This is a genomic window from Tabrizicola aquatica (genome assembly GCF_002900975.1).
GTDB lineage: Bacteria > Pseudomonadota > Alphaproteobacteria > Rhodobacterales > Rhodobacteraceae > Tabrizicola > Tabrizicola aquatica.
Map to the genome: position 1 here is coordinate 1,599,603 of NZ_PJON01000001.1, position 18,361 is coordinate 1,617,963.

At 62.5% G+C, this 18,361-nt stretch carries 20 protein-coding genes and 1 pseudogene; 19 read left to right on the forward strand and 2 right to left on the reverse strand.

Annotation, left to right across the window (positions count from 1 at the left end; all coding sequences use genetic code 11):
- Window positions 1–31: 31 nt before the first annotated feature.
- From CXR42_RS07895 to CXR42_RS19485, 8 genes are all read left to right on the forward strand, one after another.
- A complete protein-coding gene (locus tag CXR42_RS07895) occupies window positions 32–1,219 on the forward strand; it encodes an ABC transporter substrate-binding protein (RefSeq protein ID WP_103256866.1) in 1,188 nt (395 codons plus the stop codon).
- Between the two features lie 87 nt (window positions 1,220–1,306).
- Window positions 1,307–2,176 (forward strand): branched-chain amino acid ABC transporter permease, encoded by an 870-nt coding sequence (locus CXR42_RS07900; protein WP_103257094.1) that lies wholly within the window; start codon window positions 1,307–1,309, stop codon window positions 2,174–2,176.
- 49 nt (window positions 2,177–2,225) lie between these two features.
- The gene (locus CXR42_RS07905; RefSeq protein ID WP_103257095.1) at window positions 2,226–3,197 is read left to right on the forward strand and encodes a branched-chain amino acid ABC transporter permease; all 972 of its coding nucleotides are present in this window, start codon (window positions 2,226–2,228) and stop codon (window positions 3,195–3,197) included.
- Window positions 3,194–3,976 carry an ABC transporter ATP-binding protein gene (locus tag CXR42_RS07910; RefSeq protein ID WP_103256867.1) on the forward strand — a complete coding sequence of 261 codons (783 nt, stop codon included), beginning with the start codon at window positions 3,194–3,196 and terminating at the stop codon, window positions 3,974–3,976. The genes CXR42_RS07905 and CXR42_RS07910 overlap by 4 nt, the downstream gene beginning before the upstream one ends.
- Window positions 3,977–3,979: 3 nt before the next feature.
- Window positions 3,980–4,732 (forward strand): ABC transporter ATP-binding protein, encoded by a 753-nt coding sequence (locus CXR42_RS07915; protein WP_425444846.1) that lies wholly within the window; start codon window positions 3,980–3,982, stop codon window positions 4,730–4,732.
- Window positions 4,733–4,734: 2 nt separating this feature from the next.
- The gene (locus CXR42_RS07920) at window positions 4,735–5,445 is read left to right on the forward strand and encodes an aspartate/glutamate racemase family protein (RefSeq protein ID WP_103256868.1); all 711 of its coding nucleotides are present in this window, start codon (window positions 4,735–4,737) and stop codon (window positions 5,443–5,445) included.
- Between the two features lie 51 nt (window positions 5,446–5,496).
- Window positions 5,497–5,625 (forward strand): hypothetical protein, encoded by a 129-nt coding sequence (locus CXR42_RS19885; RefSeq protein ID WP_281256721.1) that lies wholly within the window; start codon window positions 5,497–5,499, stop codon window positions 5,623–5,625.
- Between the two features lie 910 nt (window positions 5,626–6,535).
- The gene (locus CXR42_RS19485) at window positions 6,536–6,703 is read left to right on the forward strand and encodes a hypothetical protein (RefSeq protein WP_180995990.1); all 168 of its coding nucleotides are present in this window, start codon (window positions 6,536–6,538) and stop codon (window positions 6,701–6,703) included.
- A 513-nt stretch (window positions 6,704–7,216) separates the two neighbouring features.
- Here CXR42_RS19485 and CXR42_RS07925 read toward each other — a convergent pair.
- Window positions 7,217–9,223, reverse strand: a complete 2,007-nt coding sequence (locus tag CXR42_RS07925; protein ID WP_146038015.1) for a hypothetical protein — start codon at window positions 9,221–9,223, stop codon at window positions 7,217–7,219.
- A 500-nt stretch (window positions 9,224–9,723) separates the two neighbouring features.
- Between CXR42_RS07925 and CXR42_RS07930 the strand changes: the two genes are divergently transcribed.
- The gene (locus CXR42_RS07930) at window positions 9,724–10,980 is read left to right on the forward strand and encodes a tyrosine-type recombinase/integrase (RefSeq protein ID WP_103256870.1); all 1,257 of its coding nucleotides are present in this window, start codon (window positions 9,724–9,726) and stop codon (window positions 10,978–10,980) included.
- A 19-nt stretch (window positions 10,981–10,999) separates the two neighbouring features.
- On the opposite strand, the gene CXR42_RS07935 is transcribed toward CXR42_RS07930, so the two are convergent.
- Window positions 11,000–11,596: a hypothetical protein gene (locus tag CXR42_RS07935; protein ID WP_103256871.1), complete on the reverse strand. Its 597-nt coding sequence runs from the start codon at window positions 11,594–11,596 to the stop codon at window positions 11,000–11,002.
- 49 nt (window positions 11,597–11,645) lie between these two features.
- Between CXR42_RS07935 and CXR42_RS07940 the strand changes: the two genes are divergently transcribed.
- The 10 genes and pseudogenes from CXR42_RS07940 to CXR42_RS07980 all read left to right on the forward strand — a co-directional run bounded on the left by CXR42_RS07940 (window position 11,646) and on the right by CXR42_RS07980 (window position 18,338).
- Window positions 11,646–12,872, forward strand: a complete 1,227-nt coding sequence (locus CXR42_RS07940) for a helix-turn-helix transcriptional regulator (RefSeq protein ID WP_180995991.1) — start codon at window positions 11,646–11,648, stop codon at window positions 12,870–12,872.
- Between the two features lie 304 nt (window positions 12,873–13,176).
- Entirely contained in the window at window positions 13,177–13,425 is a 249-nt protein-coding gene (locus CXR42_RS07945; RefSeq protein ID WP_103256873.1) for a helix-turn-helix transcriptional regulator, read from the forward strand.
- A complete protein-coding gene (locus CXR42_RS07950) occupies window positions 13,422–13,688 on the forward strand; it encodes a hypothetical protein (RefSeq protein ID WP_245875365.1) in 267 nt (88 codons plus the stop codon). The genes CXR42_RS07945 and CXR42_RS07950 overlap by 4 nt, the downstream gene beginning before the upstream one ends.
- Window positions 13,685–14,080 carry a VRR-NUC domain-containing protein gene (locus CXR42_RS07955; protein WP_103256874.1) on the forward strand — a complete coding sequence of 132 codons (396 nt, stop codon included), beginning with the start codon at window positions 13,685–13,687 and terminating at the stop codon, window positions 14,078–14,080. Before CXR42_RS07950 ends, CXR42_RS07955 begins: the two co-directional genes overlap by 4 nt.
- A complete protein-coding gene (locus CXR42_RS07960) occupies window positions 14,077–15,102 on the forward strand; it encodes a helix-turn-helix domain-containing protein (protein ID WP_103256875.1) in 1,026 nt (341 codons plus the stop codon). Before CXR42_RS07955 ends, CXR42_RS07960 begins: the two co-directional genes overlap by 4 nt.
- A 71-nt stretch (window positions 15,103–15,173) precedes the next feature.
- Window positions 15,174–15,569 (forward strand): annotated as a pseudogene (locus tag CXR42_RS19730) (DNA cytosine methyltransferase); the annotation flags it as partial.
- 49 nt (window positions 15,570–15,618) lie between these two features.
- Window positions 15,619–16,272, forward strand: coding sequence for a DNA methyltransferase (locus tag CXR42_RS19735; protein WP_245875366.1), 654 nt, complete (start codon window positions 15,619–15,621; stop codon window positions 16,270–16,272).
- The gene (locus CXR42_RS07970) at window positions 16,269–16,928 is read left to right on the forward strand and encodes a hypothetical protein (RefSeq protein WP_103256877.1); all 660 of its coding nucleotides are present in this window, start codon (window positions 16,269–16,271) and stop codon (window positions 16,926–16,928) included. Before CXR42_RS19735 ends, CXR42_RS07970 begins: the two co-directional genes overlap by 4 nt.
- A 169-nt stretch (window positions 16,929–17,097) precedes the next feature.
- Window positions 17,098–17,493 carry a HigA family addiction module antitoxin gene (locus tag CXR42_RS07975; RefSeq protein WP_103256878.1) on the forward strand — a complete coding sequence of 132 codons (396 nt, stop codon included), beginning with the start codon at window positions 17,098–17,100 and terminating at the stop codon, window positions 17,491–17,493.
- A 20-nt stretch (window positions 17,494–17,513) separates the two neighbouring features.
- Window positions 17,514–18,338 (forward strand): hypothetical protein, encoded by an 825-nt coding sequence (locus CXR42_RS07980; RefSeq protein ID WP_219727924.1) that lies wholly within the window; start codon window positions 17,514–17,516, stop codon window positions 18,336–18,338.
- The last annotated feature ends 23 nt before the right edge of the window (window positions 18,339–18,361 follow it).

Here is an 18,361-nt window from a genome sequence, read left to right on the forward strand (position 1 = left end):
ATTCCGCGGACTGACAACAGGGAGCACCACCATGAAGAGACGCTTTTTCCTTGCGACGACCGGGTTGTCGCTGGCTTTGGCCGTCGCGGCGTCGACAGCCGCCTGGGCCGAGAATGCCAAGCTGAAGATCGGCTTTGTCGGCGTGACCTCGGGTCCGGCGGCGGCCTGGGGGATTTCCAACCAGCGCTCGATGGAGGCCCGCGCGGCCTGGCTGAACGAGCTGGGCGGGGTCCAGATCGGCGACACCACCTATGACATCGAGATCGTCCCCTTCGACGACCAGAAAGACCCCAAGCGCGCGATCGCGGGCATGGAAAAGATGGCGCAGGACGGCATCCACTATGTCGTCGGCCCGAACGTCGATGACGGCGCCGCCGCCGTCCGCCCGGTGGCCGAGCAGAACGGGATCATGTATTTCCCCTATGCCTTCCCGAAGGAACTTTATGTCGCCCCCGCATCGAACGCGATTCTCGGGATGGTGGCGAACTACCAGTCGGGTCCGGCGATCTATAAATACCTGATGGAAAACAAGGGCGTGAAGAAGGTTGCCTTCATCGCCGGCAACGAGTCCGACCCGCTGAGCCAGCGTGACTCGGGTGCTGCCGCGGCCCGTGAGCTGGGGCTTGAGGTCGTGTCCGACACGGTGACCTACCAGATGGACACTACTGACTTCACGCCGGTCCTGCTGCCGGTGATCCAGACCGCGCCGGACCTTCTGGTCCTGTCGGGTGTCTCGCCTGCCAACGCGCCGCAGCTGATCCGCTCGGCCCGGGAACTGGGCTATACCGGGCTCATCTCGACCGAAACGGCGCAGGATGCGGCGGTGCTGGCGGAAGGCGCGGGCGAGTTGGCGAACGGCTTCATCTCCGTCGGCGGGGCCTCGACGCCCGAGCTTGCCAGCGACACGATGAAGGAATTCGTGCAGCGCTACACGGACATGTTCGGCGAATACAACGACGAGTCGAACACCAAGGTCTACGCGCTGGAATACATCATCGAGACGCTGAAGGCGAACCCGGCAGCGATCGACAATGTCGAAGAGTTCAAGACCACGATGGACGCCTTCGAGGCCCCGAACCCCTTCATGGTCGGTGACGCGAAGCTGACCTATGTCGGCACCACCTCGTTCGGCCAGAAGCGCCAGGTTTCGGTCCCGCTGGTGGTGAACGAGTTCAAGGACGGCAAGTTCGAGACCCTGTTCGTCGCCCAGGTCGACTAAGACCTCACGACGTCTCATGGTTGCATGCAGGGCCCGGGCTTGCTCCCCGGTCTGGGCCCCGCTGTCTTTGTCGCAAAGGACCCCCCGATGGAACAGATCCTTGCCAACGGCCTGTATCTGGGCGCGCAATACGCCCTGATCGCGCTGGGCCTGACCCTGATCTTCTCGCTGATGAACGTGCTGAACTTTGCCCATGGGCAGATGTACGTCTTCGGCGGGTTCGTGACCTATACCGTGGTCGCCCAGTTGGGCCTGCCCTTCATCGTGGGCCTGATCGCCTCGGCCGTCGTGCTGGCGGTGATGGGCGCGCTGATCGAGAAATTCCTGTTCCGTCCGGTCATCCGACGCTCGAAACGCGACGAGTCCACGATGCTTCTGGCAGCGGGTATCGCCTTTTTCCTGGACGCGGTGATCCTGCTGCTGTTCGGCGAAAAGCAGCGCGGCGTGCCCAAGGTGGTGGACGGCGTGTTCAACTGGGACATGCGGCTGATCATGCCCTATGACCGCATCCTGATCGCCGCGTTGGCCGTGGCGCTGATCGTGGGCTTCATCCTGTTCATGCAATACTCCCGCACCGGCCGCGCGATGCGCGCCTTGGCGCAGGACCGGGTCGCCGCGCAGCTGATGGGCGTGGATGTCGACCGCTATTCGATGATCGGCTTTGCCTTGGGTGCGATGCTGGCCGGGCTGGTCGGCGGGCTTCTGGTGACGATCACCGGGATCAACTTGGGGATGGGCGGGCCGACCTCGGTCAAGGCGTTCCTGATGATCATGATCGGCGGGGCGGGCGTCATCTCGGGTGCCATCGCCGGCGGGTTCATCCTGGGGATGATGGAGTCCGTGGGCCTGACCCTTCTCGCCGCTTATGGCGATGTCACCTACCTGGTGATCTTCGTGACGCTGATGATCTTCCTCGCCATCCGGCCGCAGGGCCTGATGGGCAAGCCCTGGGGTTGAGACCATGACCGATCAAACGCAATCCACCCCCATCGTCAAAGGCAGCGCCATGTCCATGTCACGCATCCTGGGGATCGGGACCTTCCTGCTGGCGGTCTTCGTCCTGGTGCCGGTCATCATCGGCCTGAGCGGCCGGTGGGACTTCTACTACACGCTCACCTCGGTGGCCCTGTTGTCGGTGGCTGCGGCGGGGGTCTGGCTGACCTTCTACATCGGCCGCATCAACATCGGCCAGGGCGCCTATGCGCTGATGGGGGGCTATGTCTCGGCCGTCCTGATGACGCAGTACGGGGTCAGCTTCTGGCTGACGCTGCCGCTGGCCGGCATCTTCTGCGCGCTGGTATCCGTGGGGATCGGCCTGCCGATCCTGCGGCTGCGGGGCGTCTACTTCGCGATGGTCACGCTGGTCCTGACCGAGGTTGCCCGCCTGACCGCCCTCGCCCTGCCCATCACCAACGGCGCGAAGGGGATCACCTCGATCCCGCTGCCGGGCGAGTTGTCGATCTTCGGCCTGACCATCATCCCGGACTTCGCCACGCTGGAGAACCCGAAGCTTGCCTTCTACCTGATGGCTGCGCTGCTGATGGTGCTGACCTACCTGGTCCTCTGGCGCATCGTGAACTCGCGCCTTGGCCACCTGTGCCGGTCGCTGCAACAGAACGAGGAACTGTCCGCCTCCATCGGTGTCAACACCGCGATGCTGCGGGTGCTGGCCTATGCCATCTCCTCGTTCTTCGGCGGGCTGGCCGGGGCGATCTTTGTCGCCATCTCGCAGTCGATCTACCCGTCGTCCTTCGTGGTGCAGGATAGCGTGAACTTCATGCTTTACTGCTTCCTTGGCGGGCTGGGCTACGTCTTCGGGCCGATGCTGGGGACGCTGCTGCTGTACTTCGGCTGGGACCTGCTCTCCATCGCCCGGGAATATCAGTTGCTCATCTACTCCGGCGCGCTGATCGCCCTGATGCTGGTCTTGCCGAACGGGGTCCTCAGCCTACTGGACAAGAAGGAGGGCCGGAAATGACCCCGATCCTGCAAGTGAAGGGCGTCACCAAGCGTTATGGCGGGCTGACGGCCAACAACGACATCAGCTTCGACGTCGCCCCGCAGGAGATCCTGTCGGTGATCGGGCCGAACGGGGCGGGGAAATCCACCCTGTTCAAGCAGATCGCCGGGTTCGTCACGCCGACGACCGGGGAGGTGATCTACAAGGGAACGAAAATCTCCGGCCTGCCGCCGCACAAGGTGGCGCGGCTGGGGGTGGTGCGGACGTTTCAGGAAACGACGATCTTCAAGTCGATGACCGTGCGGGAAAATGTCATCGTCTCGCATCACCTGCGGTCGAAGGCGTCGCTTCTGGGGTTCTTCTTGGGAACCGGCCAGGCCAAGGCGGATGAGGCCGAGTTCGGCAAGTCCGCCGACGACATCATTGACTTCCTGGGGCTGCAGGCGATCCGCAACGAGACGGCATCGAACCTGCCGCAAGGCCACTTGCGCGCCCTGGGAATGGCCATCGGTCTGGCGACGCACCCCGAGATCATCCTGCTGGACGAACCCTTTGCCGGGATGAACCATGACGAAACAATGCGGATGGTCGCCATGGTGCGCCGCCTGCGCGACGAGCGGGGGCTGACGGTCCTGCTCGTCGAACACGACATGCCGGCGGTGATGAAGATCAGCGACCGGATCGTCTGCATCAACTTCGGCGAAAAGATCGCCGAGGGCACGCCTGCCGAAATCCAGGCCAACCCCCGCGTGATCGAGGCCTATCTGGGCAGCGAAGACGCCGCCATCGGGATGTAGGACATGACCCAGACAGCGACCCAACTGGAACCGGCCAAAAAGATGCTCAGCTTCGACAATGTCGAGCTGTATTACGACCACGTCTATGCGCTGAAAGGCGTGTCGATCGAGCTGATGGAGGGTGAAACGGTGGCCCTGATCGGCGCGAACGGGGCGGGGAAATCCTCGATCCTGCGGGCCATTACCGGGCTGCGGAAGATCAAGAGCGGGTCGATCAGCTATCTCGGCGACCGGATCGACGGCCGTCCGGCGGCCGAGATCGTGAAGCGCGGCATCGCGATGGTGCCGGAAGGCCGCCGCGTGTTCCCGCTGATGAGCGTGAAGGACAACCTTCTGATGGGGGCCTTCACCCGCACCGACAAGCAGGGGATCGAACAGACGCTGGACAGCATCCTGACCCGTTTTCCGCGCCTGAAGGAACGCTTCAACCAGCAGGCCAGCACACTGTCGGGCGGCGAGCAGCAGATGATGGTGATCGGCCGCGCGCTGATGGCCAAACCGAAGTTGCTCCTTTTGGACGAACCCTCGCTGGGGATCGCGCCGAAACTGGTACAGGACATCGCCCGCGCCATCGTGTCGATCAGCCGCGACGAAGGTGTCTCGGTGCTTCTGGTCGAACAGAACAGCCGCATGGCGCTGTCGATCTCGAACCGCGCCTATGCCATGTCCACCGGGCAGGTCGTCCTGTCCGGCATTTCCAAAGACCTGATGCACGACGATCGGATCAAGGCCGCCTACCTTGGTGGAGACCTCTGAACATGCGCCTATTGGTGATCAACCCGAACTCCACCGCCTCGATGACCGAAAAGATCGGCCACGCCGCCCGCCGTGTCGCAAGCCCGGGGACCGAGGTCATCGCGGTCAACCCGCTGGGCGGCCCGGTCTCGATTGAAGGGTATTACGACGAGGCGCTGTCGGTTCCGGGCCTCCTGCACGTCATCCAGACGACGCCCGGCTTCGACGCGGTGATCATCGCCTGCTTCGACGACACCGGCCTTGACGCGGCGCGCTGCCTGACCGACCGCCCGGTGATCGGGATCGGCGAGGCGGCCTACCACTTTGCCTCGATGCTTTCGAACAAGTTTTCGGTCGTGACCACGCTGGCGCGGTCGGTCCCGGCGCTGGAGCATAACCTGCACAAGTACGGACTGGCGACGCGCTGTGCCCGGGTGCGGTCGTCCGAGGTGGCGGTGCTGGAACTGGAACATGCCGGCTCGGACGCCTGCAACCGGATCAGCGCCGAGATCGGTCGCGCAGTCGCCGAGGACCGGGCCGAGGCGATCGTCCTGGGCTGTGCGGGGATGGCCGACCTTGCCGACCGGCTGGCTGCGGACCACGGCCTGCCCGTCCTGGACGGGGTGTCCTGCGCCGTCCGACTGGCCGAGGCGCTGGTGGGACTGGGCCTGCGAACCTCGCGGCGTGGCGGCTATGCCCCCACCCCGCAGCACAAACTGCGCGCAACGGCCTGAGGCCCGCCGCCCGCCGGACCGGCGACCGCCGTCTCATCGGCAGTCTGCGTGGTGGGCCGCGCGGCCGAGGCCGAGGATGCCGCGATTGCCTTCGACCTGGGGGCCGACGATGTGGTGGCGCCGCATGTGACGGCGACGGAACTGGCCTTGCGGACGCGCAGCCTGGCTGGCGTGGGTTGAGCGAGCAGGCTGCATATTTGTCCATTGCGATTTTACCGCGACAGAGAAGTCAAGATGGCGAGGGGTGCCGACCGTGCTTCCAGTGGCGTCGCTCAATCGCCGATCAGGGCGTTGATATCTTTGGTGCGCAGGACCAGAACCATCGGGTCGACTGGAGACTCATCGCAGCCCCCGGCCAAGGTCGTTTCCCTGTTTTGGCATCGACGGCCAGAGGCCCCAGCACGATGACAGGCACGGAATCGGGCATGATCTGTCGCAGCTTGCGCAGGCTGAGCACATGGCTGACCGATCGGGCGGCAAGGACCGAGAGATCAACAACCTTTTTGCTGCGGCACAGGATGTAAGTTCGCGGGGCCTGATTGGCCCGCGCCTTTTGCCAGATCGAGGCATCGAGCGTCAGGAATGCCAGAGGCGAAAGCTTAGACTTAGTGATGATCGGCCAGCGGAACCGGGGTCTCCAGTGCGCCCGGCGTCATTTTTCCCAAGGCTCCAGGATCGCGATCAAGCGGCGCAGCCGGGCCTGACACCGGGCACGACTTTTGATCTTAAGTCCTCGGGCGACCGGGCGCTGGAACGGGAACAGGCGCTGATCGTGCAGCTTCTGCAGGGGCAACTGGCCCACCCAAAGGGCGCGATCCGACAGTTTCTGGGCTGGTCAGGCGAGCCGTGCTGGGAGAGCGCACGCGCGTCGCGACCGAAACCGTTGATGCAGAAATCGCAGGCCGGTTCCAGATGGCCGTGGCCAACAGCCCCGGCCGGACCGCGCGGATCGACGACCTTTGCGCCGAGGTCGCCCGGCATCGCCACGTAGAGGGCGACTTGCGCCACGCCTGCGTCGCCCTGATCGGCGAATTGCGTGGGATGCTGGCACAGGCCTCAGTCCAGTCGCTGGAGCCTGATCTGATCATCCTTGACGAAATTCCAGCGCTTTCACGACCTGCTGCATGGCGATAGCGAAGCCGCCGATCTGGCACGCCAGTTGTTCAACCATGTCGAGGGCGCGGGCAACACCGTCAAGACCCTGCTTCTTTCGGCCACGCCCTACCGGATGGTGACACTGGCAGGGGATGCGCCCTAGGAGGGCGATCATTACCGCGATTGCCTCGACGCGCTGGAGTTCCTGTTCGGAGCCGAGGACGGCAAACGCCGCCGCGACGAGATTGCGTTGGAGATGCGCCGCTTTCGTCGGGCGATGCAGGCCCTGCCCGCAGGGTTTGAAAAGCCCGCACGCTGCGCGAGGGGATCGAAGGCCAGTTGCCTTATCATGCCGCGCACCGACCTGCGGTTTGGAACGCATAAAGCCTCCCGCGATGGAGGCTCTTGAGCTGTCGATCTAGCGTAGTAAATCTGGTTGCGGGGGCAGGATTTGAACCTGCGGCCTTCAGGTTATGAGCCTATGGACCCAGATTTTCACAAATACATACAATTCAGCCACTTAACCCCCAAGCCTTTGAAATCACAAAATTCGACGGTCGTCGTTCGCTGACGGTCAACGGATTTCGCAGGATCATAGGGGGTTAAACCGGGGCAAAACTGCATACGTGGGTTGAGGTGGCGTTGAGGTAAAACTGCGCGCAATAGATCACATCATTCAAACGGGACCGATGCGCGGAAATCGAAAAAAGCTAATGCCGTCGAACGTTGGTGACCTCGACCGGCGCGACTTAAGTACGACGACGCAGTCACTCGCGCCCATCTTTTCATGGAGATCATAGGCGATGTGCCTCGCCTTGTCGCGCCATTCATCGCTGCTGCCGGGAAGCTCGCTCGCCATATGGACGGCCACCACGTAGGCGCGATTACCAATATCCGCCCGCGAAGACAGGGTATTTCCTTTTCCTGTTCCTCCTCCGCTCCGCCATCGCCGGACGGCGTGCGCGATCCTTTCGAGTGCGCCCGGGCTTTGGTTAAGAATGGCAATCAGGATGTCGAACCGGTGACGGTCGGCGTCGTGATAGATCTCTTTCGCGATGAGGTTCCACATGGGTGGCAACTCAGGACCATGAGTAGCAAATTCAGAGCGGTCGGAGCGAGGCGTAGTCCGCCCGCGGACGGCAGCGTCTGCCTCGTGGAATAGCAGTTGCCGACCTTCCAGCGCGCGCGGATCGATAATGAACCTGTTGACGAGATACATTGAGAGTAGGTCCTGCTCATCACCCGAAAAGTCGAAAAGGTCGTCGGCGGTCATGCGCCTCGTTAGGTAGTGCAGGAACGACACCTCGGTATCGAGCCGATCTGCGATCATGCGCAACTCGCCCAAGGTGAGGATCGGTGCCCACGCGCTGTCCTGCTCCAGCAGACCAAGCTCGCGGAAGAAGCGGCGACTGCCGGTGATCCCCGCGATCTGTTCGATGCAAACACCGAATTTATGCACTTGGCTGGGGCCTGCCGTCTCAAACTGTACGACTTCGCCTTTGTGATCCTTTAGCTCAACGTCATTTCGCCTGGATGCGAGGAGAGATTCAAGACGGGTTGCCTGAATTCCCGGCTCTATGAAAAGAGCCTTGAAATTCTTGCGCAGCCTGTCTGCCGCGCCGCGTTTGGCAGACGGTGATAACTTACCCGACTTGGCTTCAAAGATGAGCACCTGCATGCCAAGGATCGCGATAACATCATGTTCGTATTCAACCTTGGTGTCGGGATCCTTCCACTTTACCCCGCGATGCACCCGCGCAGATGGCAACGACTTTCGGACTATACGCTCGATGTCGTCTTCGAGATATCGCGTGCGGGCGACCCCGTATGCCTCGTTCAGCGTGTCGTTACCGGCCATTAGCCCTTCAACGATAGTGAACGGGAAGCTCACGAAAAGGAACGGCAGCGGGAGAAAAAGGGTATCGCTGTCGAGCGCCACAAACGGCCGTCCCCATACCGGATTGGCAAGAAAGACTTTGCCGAGGTCCTCCTCTCGGATTGAGCCAAAGCTTAATGATAGAGTAAAAAGCGCGTCTGATATTTGGATGCCGAAACGCGTCACGAGTTCGGTCCTTGTGAACGTAAAGATTGGGGCGCAAAGCATCTCAGCCATCTGAAATCCGGCCCAAGCCCTGCCTTCGGGAGATAGGGACCCTCCCCGGCCTATGCGCCACATCCGCCTCGCGATATGTGACTCTTCAATCATCGTCTCTATGACGCCATCAGCCGCAACCCCAGGCTGATTTCTCAGCGCACGCTCTCTTTCGACCCGGACGCTGAACCTGTCGGCGACGTCATCGATAAGCGCGAACATCGCTTTCGCAAGGTCAGATAGCCGATAGCCAAGCTCGCGCTCCGACGCGCGATCCATGAGAGACAAAAGTCCAGGCACAATTTCCGCCGCGTCGTCGCTGTTGAATACGTTGCGGTGATAGATGGTTCGCAAGCGGACACGCCGCGCGAGTTGGGTATCATCATCCGCCCCCTGTCCCGGCGCAGTTGACCGGAGGTAGGCGTCGAGGTTGCTCTGGACAAGCGACCAGATACGCACCATCGAGCGCGGGGAAGCGGGTACGAACGTGCCCCGCCCAACCGAAAGGGCGAATGCTTGAAGTACCTCAGCGTGGACCTGCTCCATGCCGGAGGGACCCGGTCCGATCTGCATCCCCAGTTCTTTCAGCATTTGCTCGCCCGTCTTGGCGAGCACCGCTACGACGTCGCGGCCCCTGAGTGCAGACGGTAGATGCGACATGGTTTCGGCCAGTGTCGGTTGGGGGCTATTGTCTTGCAAGGATGTGATCGATTGAAGGTCGACCTCGCCATAGCCGGGAATAGGCTGCCGCGCCGAACCTCCCTGCGGGTGTACTTTGCGCCTCGATCTTCCTCTTTTGGTCAACGTTCTGCCTGTACTAGTTGAACTGTTGTAACAGCGACCAGCATCGCACATTCGACCTTTTCGAGGACGACTTTGCCTTGATGCGGTGTTTTGAAGATCAACTTATACGAGTTGACCTCAATATGCGAATGCAGCCCTTCCACTTTGCGCCTTTGGCCTTGCGCTCCCGGAACGCCCCTCCCCTCCCCAATTCCGGTCACTGCCTGCATTCCGGTCCTGTCGCCATGCTTTGCTTGATAAGGGTGCGAATCCACGCCTCATGTCGGACGAACGAAGGAGTGAGATCCATGGTCAACAGACTGAAACTGAATGAGAAAACCATCCGCGAGGCTGAGAACCTGGGGCGGGATTACCAGATCTTCGACACCGACGTGCGAGGGTTCTCGATCACGATCTACCCCTCGGGGAACCGAGCCTTCACGCTTGACTACCGGATCGCCGGGCGGCAGCGGCGGATGACCATCGGGCGCTGGCCTGAATGGAACACCGTGGCAGCGCGGGAGCGGGCCAAGGAGCTGCGGCGCGACATCGATGAAGGGATCGACCCCCTCAGCCTGCGGGAAACATCGCGCGAGGCGCCCCGGGTCAACGACATGATCGCCCGATATCTGGCGGAACACACGCCGCACCTCGCCGCCCGCAATGCCGCCGACCAGCACACCATCATGCACAAGCTGGTGGCGCCCGATTGGGGCAAGAAGCTGGTCACCGAGATCACCAAGGCCGATGTAGAAAAGCTGCTGACCAAGATTGCCGCCGGTCGCGCTCGGCCTTCGAAGGCCAAACCGAACAATCGGGCCCGCAAGCTGCAGGGGCCGAAGCCCACGCCGGTGCGCGCCAACCGGGTGGGTGAGGTGCTGCGCAAGATGTTTACGCTGGCCATCGGCTGGGGCATGCGTATCGACAATCCCGCCAGCGGATTCCGCCGCCGGATCGAGAACGAACGCGAGCGGTTCCTGACGCCGGAAGAGATCGGCCGACTGGCCAAGGCGCTGGACGCGGCAAAGGACCAGCGCGCGGCCGGCATCATCCGACTCTGCATGTTGACCGGGGCGCGGTCGGGCGAGGTGCGGCAGGCGCGGTTTGAACAGTTCAACCTCGACCTTGGCAGCTGGTCAAAACCGGCGGCGACCACCAAACAACGCAAGATCCACCGCATCCCGATCTCGGGCGATGTGGCCGCCATCGTGCGTCAGCGCGCCCTGCTGGTGCCACGCGGCAATCCTTGGCTGTTCCCCGGCGACACCCCCGGCCAGCCCGTCAAGGAAATCCGCCGTTTCTGGATCGGGATCCAGACCGAGGCCAAACTGCCCGATGTCCGGATCCACGACCTGCGCCACACTTTTGCATCGCTGCTGGTCAGCGGCGGGGCCTCGCTGGAGATGATCGGCAAGCTGCTGGGCCACACGCAGATGCAGACGACCCAGCGTTATGCCCACTTGATGGACTCGCCCTTGCGCGACGGGGTCAACGCTGTCGCCAGCATCTTCCGGCCCCGCCCGCAGCTTGTGCATGACGCCGATCAGGATCAAAAAAGCGCCTGAACGGCAGGATCGGCATCGATCACTCCCGTTCGCGCAGCGCCCGCCAGATTGGCGCGACCTTCTTGCGCGTCGTGCTTTCCTCGGGGATTTCGCCGTTCGGCGAGTTCTGTGCGAACCAATCCTGCACTTCAGCGATCAGTTCGGCCTGCGTTGCGGGCACACCCTGCTCGTTGACCCGCCGGAACAGCATGATCGTCATGCCCTCCCAATCGTATCGCGGCGCAGATCCGGCTGATCCGGCAGGGCGACGCAACAAGTCCCGCTCGTCCTCGAACTTCTGCACCTCTTCGGCCAGCAGCAACAGATCGGTGATCTTGATCACGACGCCATCCGCCGGTTCCGTGATGTATTGCCACTCCGCGCTGCCCTGCGGCCGGATGCGATAGATCCGGCATTCCTCTTCGCTCGGACCATGACGGCGGAACATCCGCATCATGTCGGCGGCGCTGACCACCACGATGCCCGCCACTGGCTGCTTGCCGCAGATCACCGAAGCGATGCTGGTGACCAGCGTCAGATGGTCGGTCGCCGCCCATCCCGCCAGGTCGGCGGCGGCGCAACCCCAACGGGCGGATGTCTCATTCAAGGAATAGAAGGCTCTCGGCGGCAGGCTCATGGGTCGTGCGTCCTTACTTCATTCAGCGACACCCGGGTCAGCACCGGGCATGGCAGGGATCGCGTTCCCGAACAGCAGCTTGCCCGCAGGCTCGCTGTGCAGGAACACGCCTCAAGGTGTCTTCAAACAGCCATGTCTGGAGATCCGGGTGAAAAGCACCCCGGTGATCGGAAACACGCACAGGTGGAATCGGCTTGAGCTGACCAGAGCCAGCCAATCGCTTTTGAAGCGAATTGTCGTTAACGTCCCTGTCAGGTTCGGTCAGGGATGGAAGATGGACAACAAGCGTCTGGGCAAGGCCCTCGACATCATGCGTCTGGCTGAAGAGGCGGCCGCCCGGCCGGGCGGCATCAGCCTGGTGCAGATCGTGGACACCTTCGGCGTGACCCTGCGCACCGCCCAGCGCATGTCACGCGCGCTCGAAGAGGCATTTCCTATGGTGCAGACCCGCACCGACAAGGAAAGGCGCAAGTGGTGGCAGCTCCCTGACAGCCGCCTGCTGCACCTTCAGGGCATTCGCGACAGCGAATTGTCGGCGCTGGAAATGGGCATCCGGCGTGCCGAACGCGATGGCGCGACCACGGAGGTCACGGCATTGACCTCGTTGCGCAACCGCCTCCTCGGGACGATGCCACCGACCTTCGCCCGGCGCGCCGAGGTAGATGCCGAGGCTGTGCTGGAGGCCCGAGGTCATGCCTGCCGTCCTGGCCCCCGCGCGCAGTATTCAGCGCTTGTCCTTGGCGCGATCGACAACGCACTGAAGGGCCCGTTCACGATGCAGATCGACTATGCCGGTGCACAGGATGCCGCGCCACGGTCGCGGGCGGTCGAGCCCTACGGCGTTCTCTTCGGGATGCGCGGCTATCTGATCGCCCGCGAGATCGACAACGGCGGCAAGTATCGGCATTTCCGGTTGGACAGGATCAGCCGCGCCAGGCTGCTGCAGGATTCCTTCGTGCGGGATCCTGACTTTGATCTTGGCAGGCACGCCGCCCAGGCCTTCGGGTCATTCCATTCTGACGAGGAGTACGCGCCAGTGGAATGGCGGTTTGCACCATCAGCCGCCAATGTCGCCCGGACATTCATCTTCCACCCCGACCAGAAGGTTCAAGAGGAGGCTGACGGTAGCCTGACCGTCCGATTCGCCGCCGGGGGCTGGCTGGAGATGGCGTGGCACCTCTATCAATGGGGTGATGTGGTCGAGGTGATTGCCCCGCCTGAACTCCGCATCCTCGTCGAGGCCCACCGGCGCAGTGATTTCCCTTCCCTGCCCTGACACCGGCATGCACGTCCTGTCCCGCGCCGCCCGGTCTGCGTCGCGCGCTGCTGCTGAAATCCGGCTGGTATGGTTGCCATCCACGATCATCAGGCGCGATCTGGCACAGCTGACCGGAAACGGCGGAACTGCACTGGGCGGCCTTTCCGATTCGCGTTCCGGTCCCGCGCCAAAACTCCAATGAAACAAGGACCGGAATTGTTCGCCTCGTCCCAATTCCGGTCTCTGCCTAGGTTCCGGTCCTTCCCGTCTGCTTCCCTCGCCCCGTCTCCGGCCGCTGCCGGGATCTGGATGGGAGACCCAAATGCAGACCACAGCCCCTGCCCCGCAGGACCAACCCCTCAATCTGCTGGCCGACTGGATCAGTCGCGAGCAGCTGGCCGGTGAACTCGGCCTTGCCTGCGACACGCTCGCTCGCTGGGAGGCCCGCCAGCTCGGCCCGCCTTGCACGCGGATCGGCCGCAAGGTGCTCTACCGGCGCACGTCGGTCCAGGACTGGATCAGCGCGCAGGAACAGATCCGCCCTGCGCGGACACGGCGGGGGCGGAAATGAACCAGCTCCTGTCCCACCCGCCCATTGTCCCATCGTCGGCCACCGGCGACTGGATGCATGACCGCCTGACCGAAGCGCGCGGCGTCTTGGCAGACGCCAGCCAGCATCCCGAATCCTTGGTCATCCTCGCCGCCCGCGTCGTCGTCGGCCAGACCGACGATGCCCGCGAATGTGGTGACGCCATCGAACTGCTGCGCTTGCTGGATCGGCGCCCGCTGCATGCCATCGCGGCGGCCGCGTTCCCGAACGGAGGTGCCACATGAACCGGCGCAGCACCCCCGAGGCCGACGCCCAGCGCGCCATCGTGCAAGCGTTGCGCTTCGCCCTGCCCCGCGACGCCATCGTCCATCACTGCGTCAACGAGGTGACCGAGGCTGGGCCCCGCGGCGCGAAGCGCCAGTCGATCCTTGTCGGCATGGGCGTGCATGCCGGGTTTGCCGACCTGATCGTGATCTCCGGCGGCCGCGTGCTGTTTCTCGAGGTCAAAAGCGAAACCGGCCGATTGCGCAAATCGCAAAAGGTGTTCCGCGACACCGTCTGCGCGCAGGGTTTTGGCTGGGCGCTGGTGCGCTCGGTCGACGATGCCCTGGGCGCTCTGGCAGACAATGGCTTCACCAGCCGTGTGCAGCTGCCAGCGCGGAGGGCCGCGCGATGAGCCATGACGCCACCAACTGGGCCATCCAGCGGCGCGGGCTGAAGCCGACGACCAAGATCGTTCTCTGGCACCTGTGTGATCGCTTCAACCCCGACTTCGGCTGCTTCCCTTCGCAGGACCGGTTGGCCCATGATTGCGAGATCAGCCGGTCCACCCTGAATGAACATCTCGACCGGCTGGAAGCCGAACATCTTTTGCGGCGGGTGCCGCGCATCGATCCCGTCACCAAGCGCCAGCTGCCGACACGCTACATCCTGGGGTTCGAGGAAGGCTTTGCACCACATGATCCAGAGCCATGTCCGGAAACCGGACACGGGTTTTTGCCCTTCGGCCATGATGCTGAAACTGCGTCTGAAATCGCCACCATCCCTGCTGATCTGCCCGAGCCGTGTCCGGAAATCGCACACGGCAATCCGCGAGAACCCGTGTCCGGATTTTGCCCTGACCCGTGTCCGGAAAATGCCGAAAGCCGTGTCCGGAATCCGGACACTAACCTTGTAAGAGAACCACTAAGTAAACCAGTAAAGGAGGAGGAGGACGCGGCTGCGCGCGAGGCCGAATTTGATCGGTTCTTCGCAGAACTGCTCGCTGCGCTGGGCTTTGCCGCCAACGCCACCCTGCCCGCCTGGTGGCAGGGCTGGCCAGCTCGCACACACGTTCGGCGCTGGATCGATGACCTCGGTCTGACGCCGAAACGGATCGTCGAGGTCGCCGTCGAGACCCGGGCCGATCATCCGAACCCGCCCGATGGGCCAAAAGCCCTAGACCGGTTCATGGAACGTGCCGCCCAGCGCGATGCGCAGGCGGCCATCGCAACCGCCAAGGGTCAAAAGGCCAAACGGCGGCGCAAACGCGAGGATCCTCCCCGGCTAAGCGACGACGAGAAGGCGGCGTTTTACGCCAAGATGGTCAACGCGGACGGGTACCTGCCGGTCAGCGCGATCAACAACAGCATTCGTGACCTGATGCTGGTGCGCGGCCTCGTCACGCCCGAACGCCTCCGGATGCGGGGAGTGCGGTGAATGTCATGGTGTCACGTCCCCGGCACGGATTGTCCCTCTGCGCAGGCGGCGGAGGCCTTGATCTGGGCCTCATGCTCGCCGAACCCGGCTATCACACCCGCGCCTTTGTCGAGTGGGAGGACTGGCCGCGCGCGGTCCTCATCGCCGCCCAGCGCGCCGGGTATTTCGCCCCAGCCCCAATTTGGGATGATCTCCGCAGCTTCGATGCCCGTCCCCTCCGCGGCGCCTTCGACATCATCCTCGCCGGGTATCCCTGCCAGCCGTTCAGCGCAGCCGGAAAGCGTGCTGGTGCCGACGATCCCCGGCACCTCTGGCCCGACGTCGCCCGTGTCATCGGGGAATGCCGCCCCCAATGGGTCTTTCTCGAAAACGTCCCCGGTCACTTCACCCTCGGGCTTGAAACCGTCCTGCGAGAGCTTTGGGCAATGGGCTACACGCCTGCGGCGGGTTTGTTCTCGGCGGCAGAAATTGGCGCGCCGCACCAGCGGCTGCGCGTCTTCATCCTGGCCCACACCGATGAGCCTGCATCCCGGCACCGCGAACTACAACCCGGCCGGGAACAGCGACTTCACCCGCAAGGCGGAGGCGCTGGCGCTGGGCATCACCAACTGGTCGACGCCCAAGGCGACAGATGGCGCGAAGGGTGGGCCGGGCCAGAGCTATGGCTCGGGCGGGACACCGCCCTTGCCAGCGCAGGCGGCACAATGGCCGACACCGGCCGCCCAGAACTGGAAGGGATCCAGCGAGGCGAGCATCACCCGGGCGGATGGCAAGTCCCGGATGGATATCCTGCATTACATGGCGGAACAGGGCTTCACCCGCCCGGCCCCGGCGATCACGTCGGGTGGGCATCGGTTCTGCTCGCACGCCCCGATCTCGCGCCCGCTCTGGGCTTCGATGATTGCCTCGCATGGGCGCGCCGTCTCGCGGCGCATCCTGAAGGGCCGATCACGGCGGCGGCTGAACCCTCTCTTCGTCGGATGGCTGATGGGCTGGCCCATCGGGCACGCGCTCTGCGCCTGCTCGGCAACGGAGTTCACCCTTTGGCAGCAGCACATGCGTGGCGCTCTCTCGCAACTGCCCATGGCCTTGGGTCCCTGGATCTGGCGACCGATGGACAAGGCCCAGCACCCTGCGCAGATGTCCCTGTTTGAGGGGATGCAGCCATGAGCGTCTATGGGCGGATTGGGCCCGCAGGCAGCACGAAAGTGAAGCGGGCGCTGGGCGTGCAGGCGGCGCTGGAATGGGCATTCCGTGTGGAACAGGCGCAACTAGAACTGCCGCCGCCAAAGGACGTGACCGAGGAAGGCTTCGGCTTCGGCCTCGAATACGTCCTGCTGCAACGCGCCATGCTTGGATGCAAAGTGGACGGCGGCCAGCACAAGATGGGCAGTTACACCCACCCCGATGCCGAAGTGATCGCCGCCACCGTCGCAGGCATGCCCGACAGCCTCGGCGGCATTCGCATGGCTATCCAGGTGGCCGAACTGGCGCGTGCAGGCATGACCCCGGACTGGATGCCGGGCGTCGTCCCACGTTGCGTCCCGTTGGAAACCAAGAACAACCAGCATGGCGAGCGGGCAACGACAATCGTCGTCGGCACCGAGCGGGTGAAAACGCGCGGCAAGTGGCGAACGGTCGATGTCCTAGCGTGCCCCGTCACTTGGCGGCCACATCCAGAACAGATCGCATCCGCCCGACGCGGCTATGAGGATTGGTGGCAGGCGCTGGATTGGGTCCAGGATGGGCTGCTTGCGGGCGCGATGCTGCGGGAAGTCGAGGTGACGGCGGCGATGCCAAGGGCGAAACCTTGGCAAAGTGGCTGACAGGAACACCAGATGGTAAACGCATGCCGCTGGATCGCAGATGCAGTGGTCTGAAATGCCCTCAGGGACAACATATTGACTTCGACGATTGACGTACATCGTCTATAGCCTCTATGCTCAAGCAGGTGATCCAGACTCCGGAAAAGTAACGCCAGAATGGGGCTAGGCCATGAACAACGCGCGATCCGTACATCCTGGTATCGTACTGAAAGACGAACTTGCAGCGCTTCGCATCTCACCCACCGAGTTCTCTCGACAAATAGATGTTCCGTCAAACCGGATATCCCAAATAATTGCGGGGAAACGCAGCATTACTGGCGACACTGCCTTGCGCTTAGGGCATTGGTTTGAGACAGACCCACATTTTTGGCTGAGTCTTCAAGCGCAGTTTGAGCTAGCTGAAGCTGAGCAGGAACATGGCGAGGCTATCTCCCATCTACCGACCAGAGTTAATCTTCCATCGCCACCACGACAGTTGGGGGTTTTCAAGAAGGCGTCAATCTATGAACATCCAACAGCATTGTCTGAGAGTATCCCAACACAGGTTGATGCTAGTAGATCATGAATAAGAACAGAGAGAACATAGTGCCAAAAACGACTTGTTTTGATGTCTTCGCGCAATGCAGCGATGCAGTTCACAATGGTGAACTCATTGAATCCGTTAGCGCAAATGATAAAGAGTTCCACTTTCAGAACTGGTTTCAAAAGCGTCTGAGTGTTCTTGGCCTTAATTTCGAAGGATCTGGACGCAACACATATCCTGACTTCAGTTTGGTAAAGTTTACTGAAGGCTATGAGATCAAAGGTCTAGCCTGGCCTGGACGTGAGCGAGACTACGATTCCAATAGCCAAGTGCCAACAGGGCAGCATAACGGACGTGATATCTTTTACGTTTTCGGACGCTATCCAGCTGACCTAAAGCCATATGCCGACCAAGAGAATGGCCGCAAGCAGTATCCAGTTGTTGACCTTGTCGTTTGCCATGGCGATTTTTTGAACGCCGATCACAACTATGTTCATAAGAATAAGAGCGTGAAGGGATTTGGTACATACGGCGATATCATGATCCGAGACCGGAAAATGTATGTCGCACCGACCCCGTTCGCCCTAACGCAGGGCACGACCGGCATGATGACCCTCATTGTACCCGAGGGCTTCGGTGAGGATGATCGCTTCCAAGAAGTCGGTCGCCTCACCCGAGTAGAGGCGCCGAGCCTCGTCGCAGGCTACACTTTTGACCTGCGCACCAACGAGTTAAGAGCCGAGAAGATACCCAACCCCCGCGCCGGAACCCAGCACCATTTCGTCGCATATCGCCTCAAAACGCAGGCTAATAAGCCCGTCAGCATGAGTGCCGCAAAACCCATACCGCTCGATTTGCTAGACCCAGATAGTGGGGATGATGAATGAGCGGCCTAACACCATACGCGCCT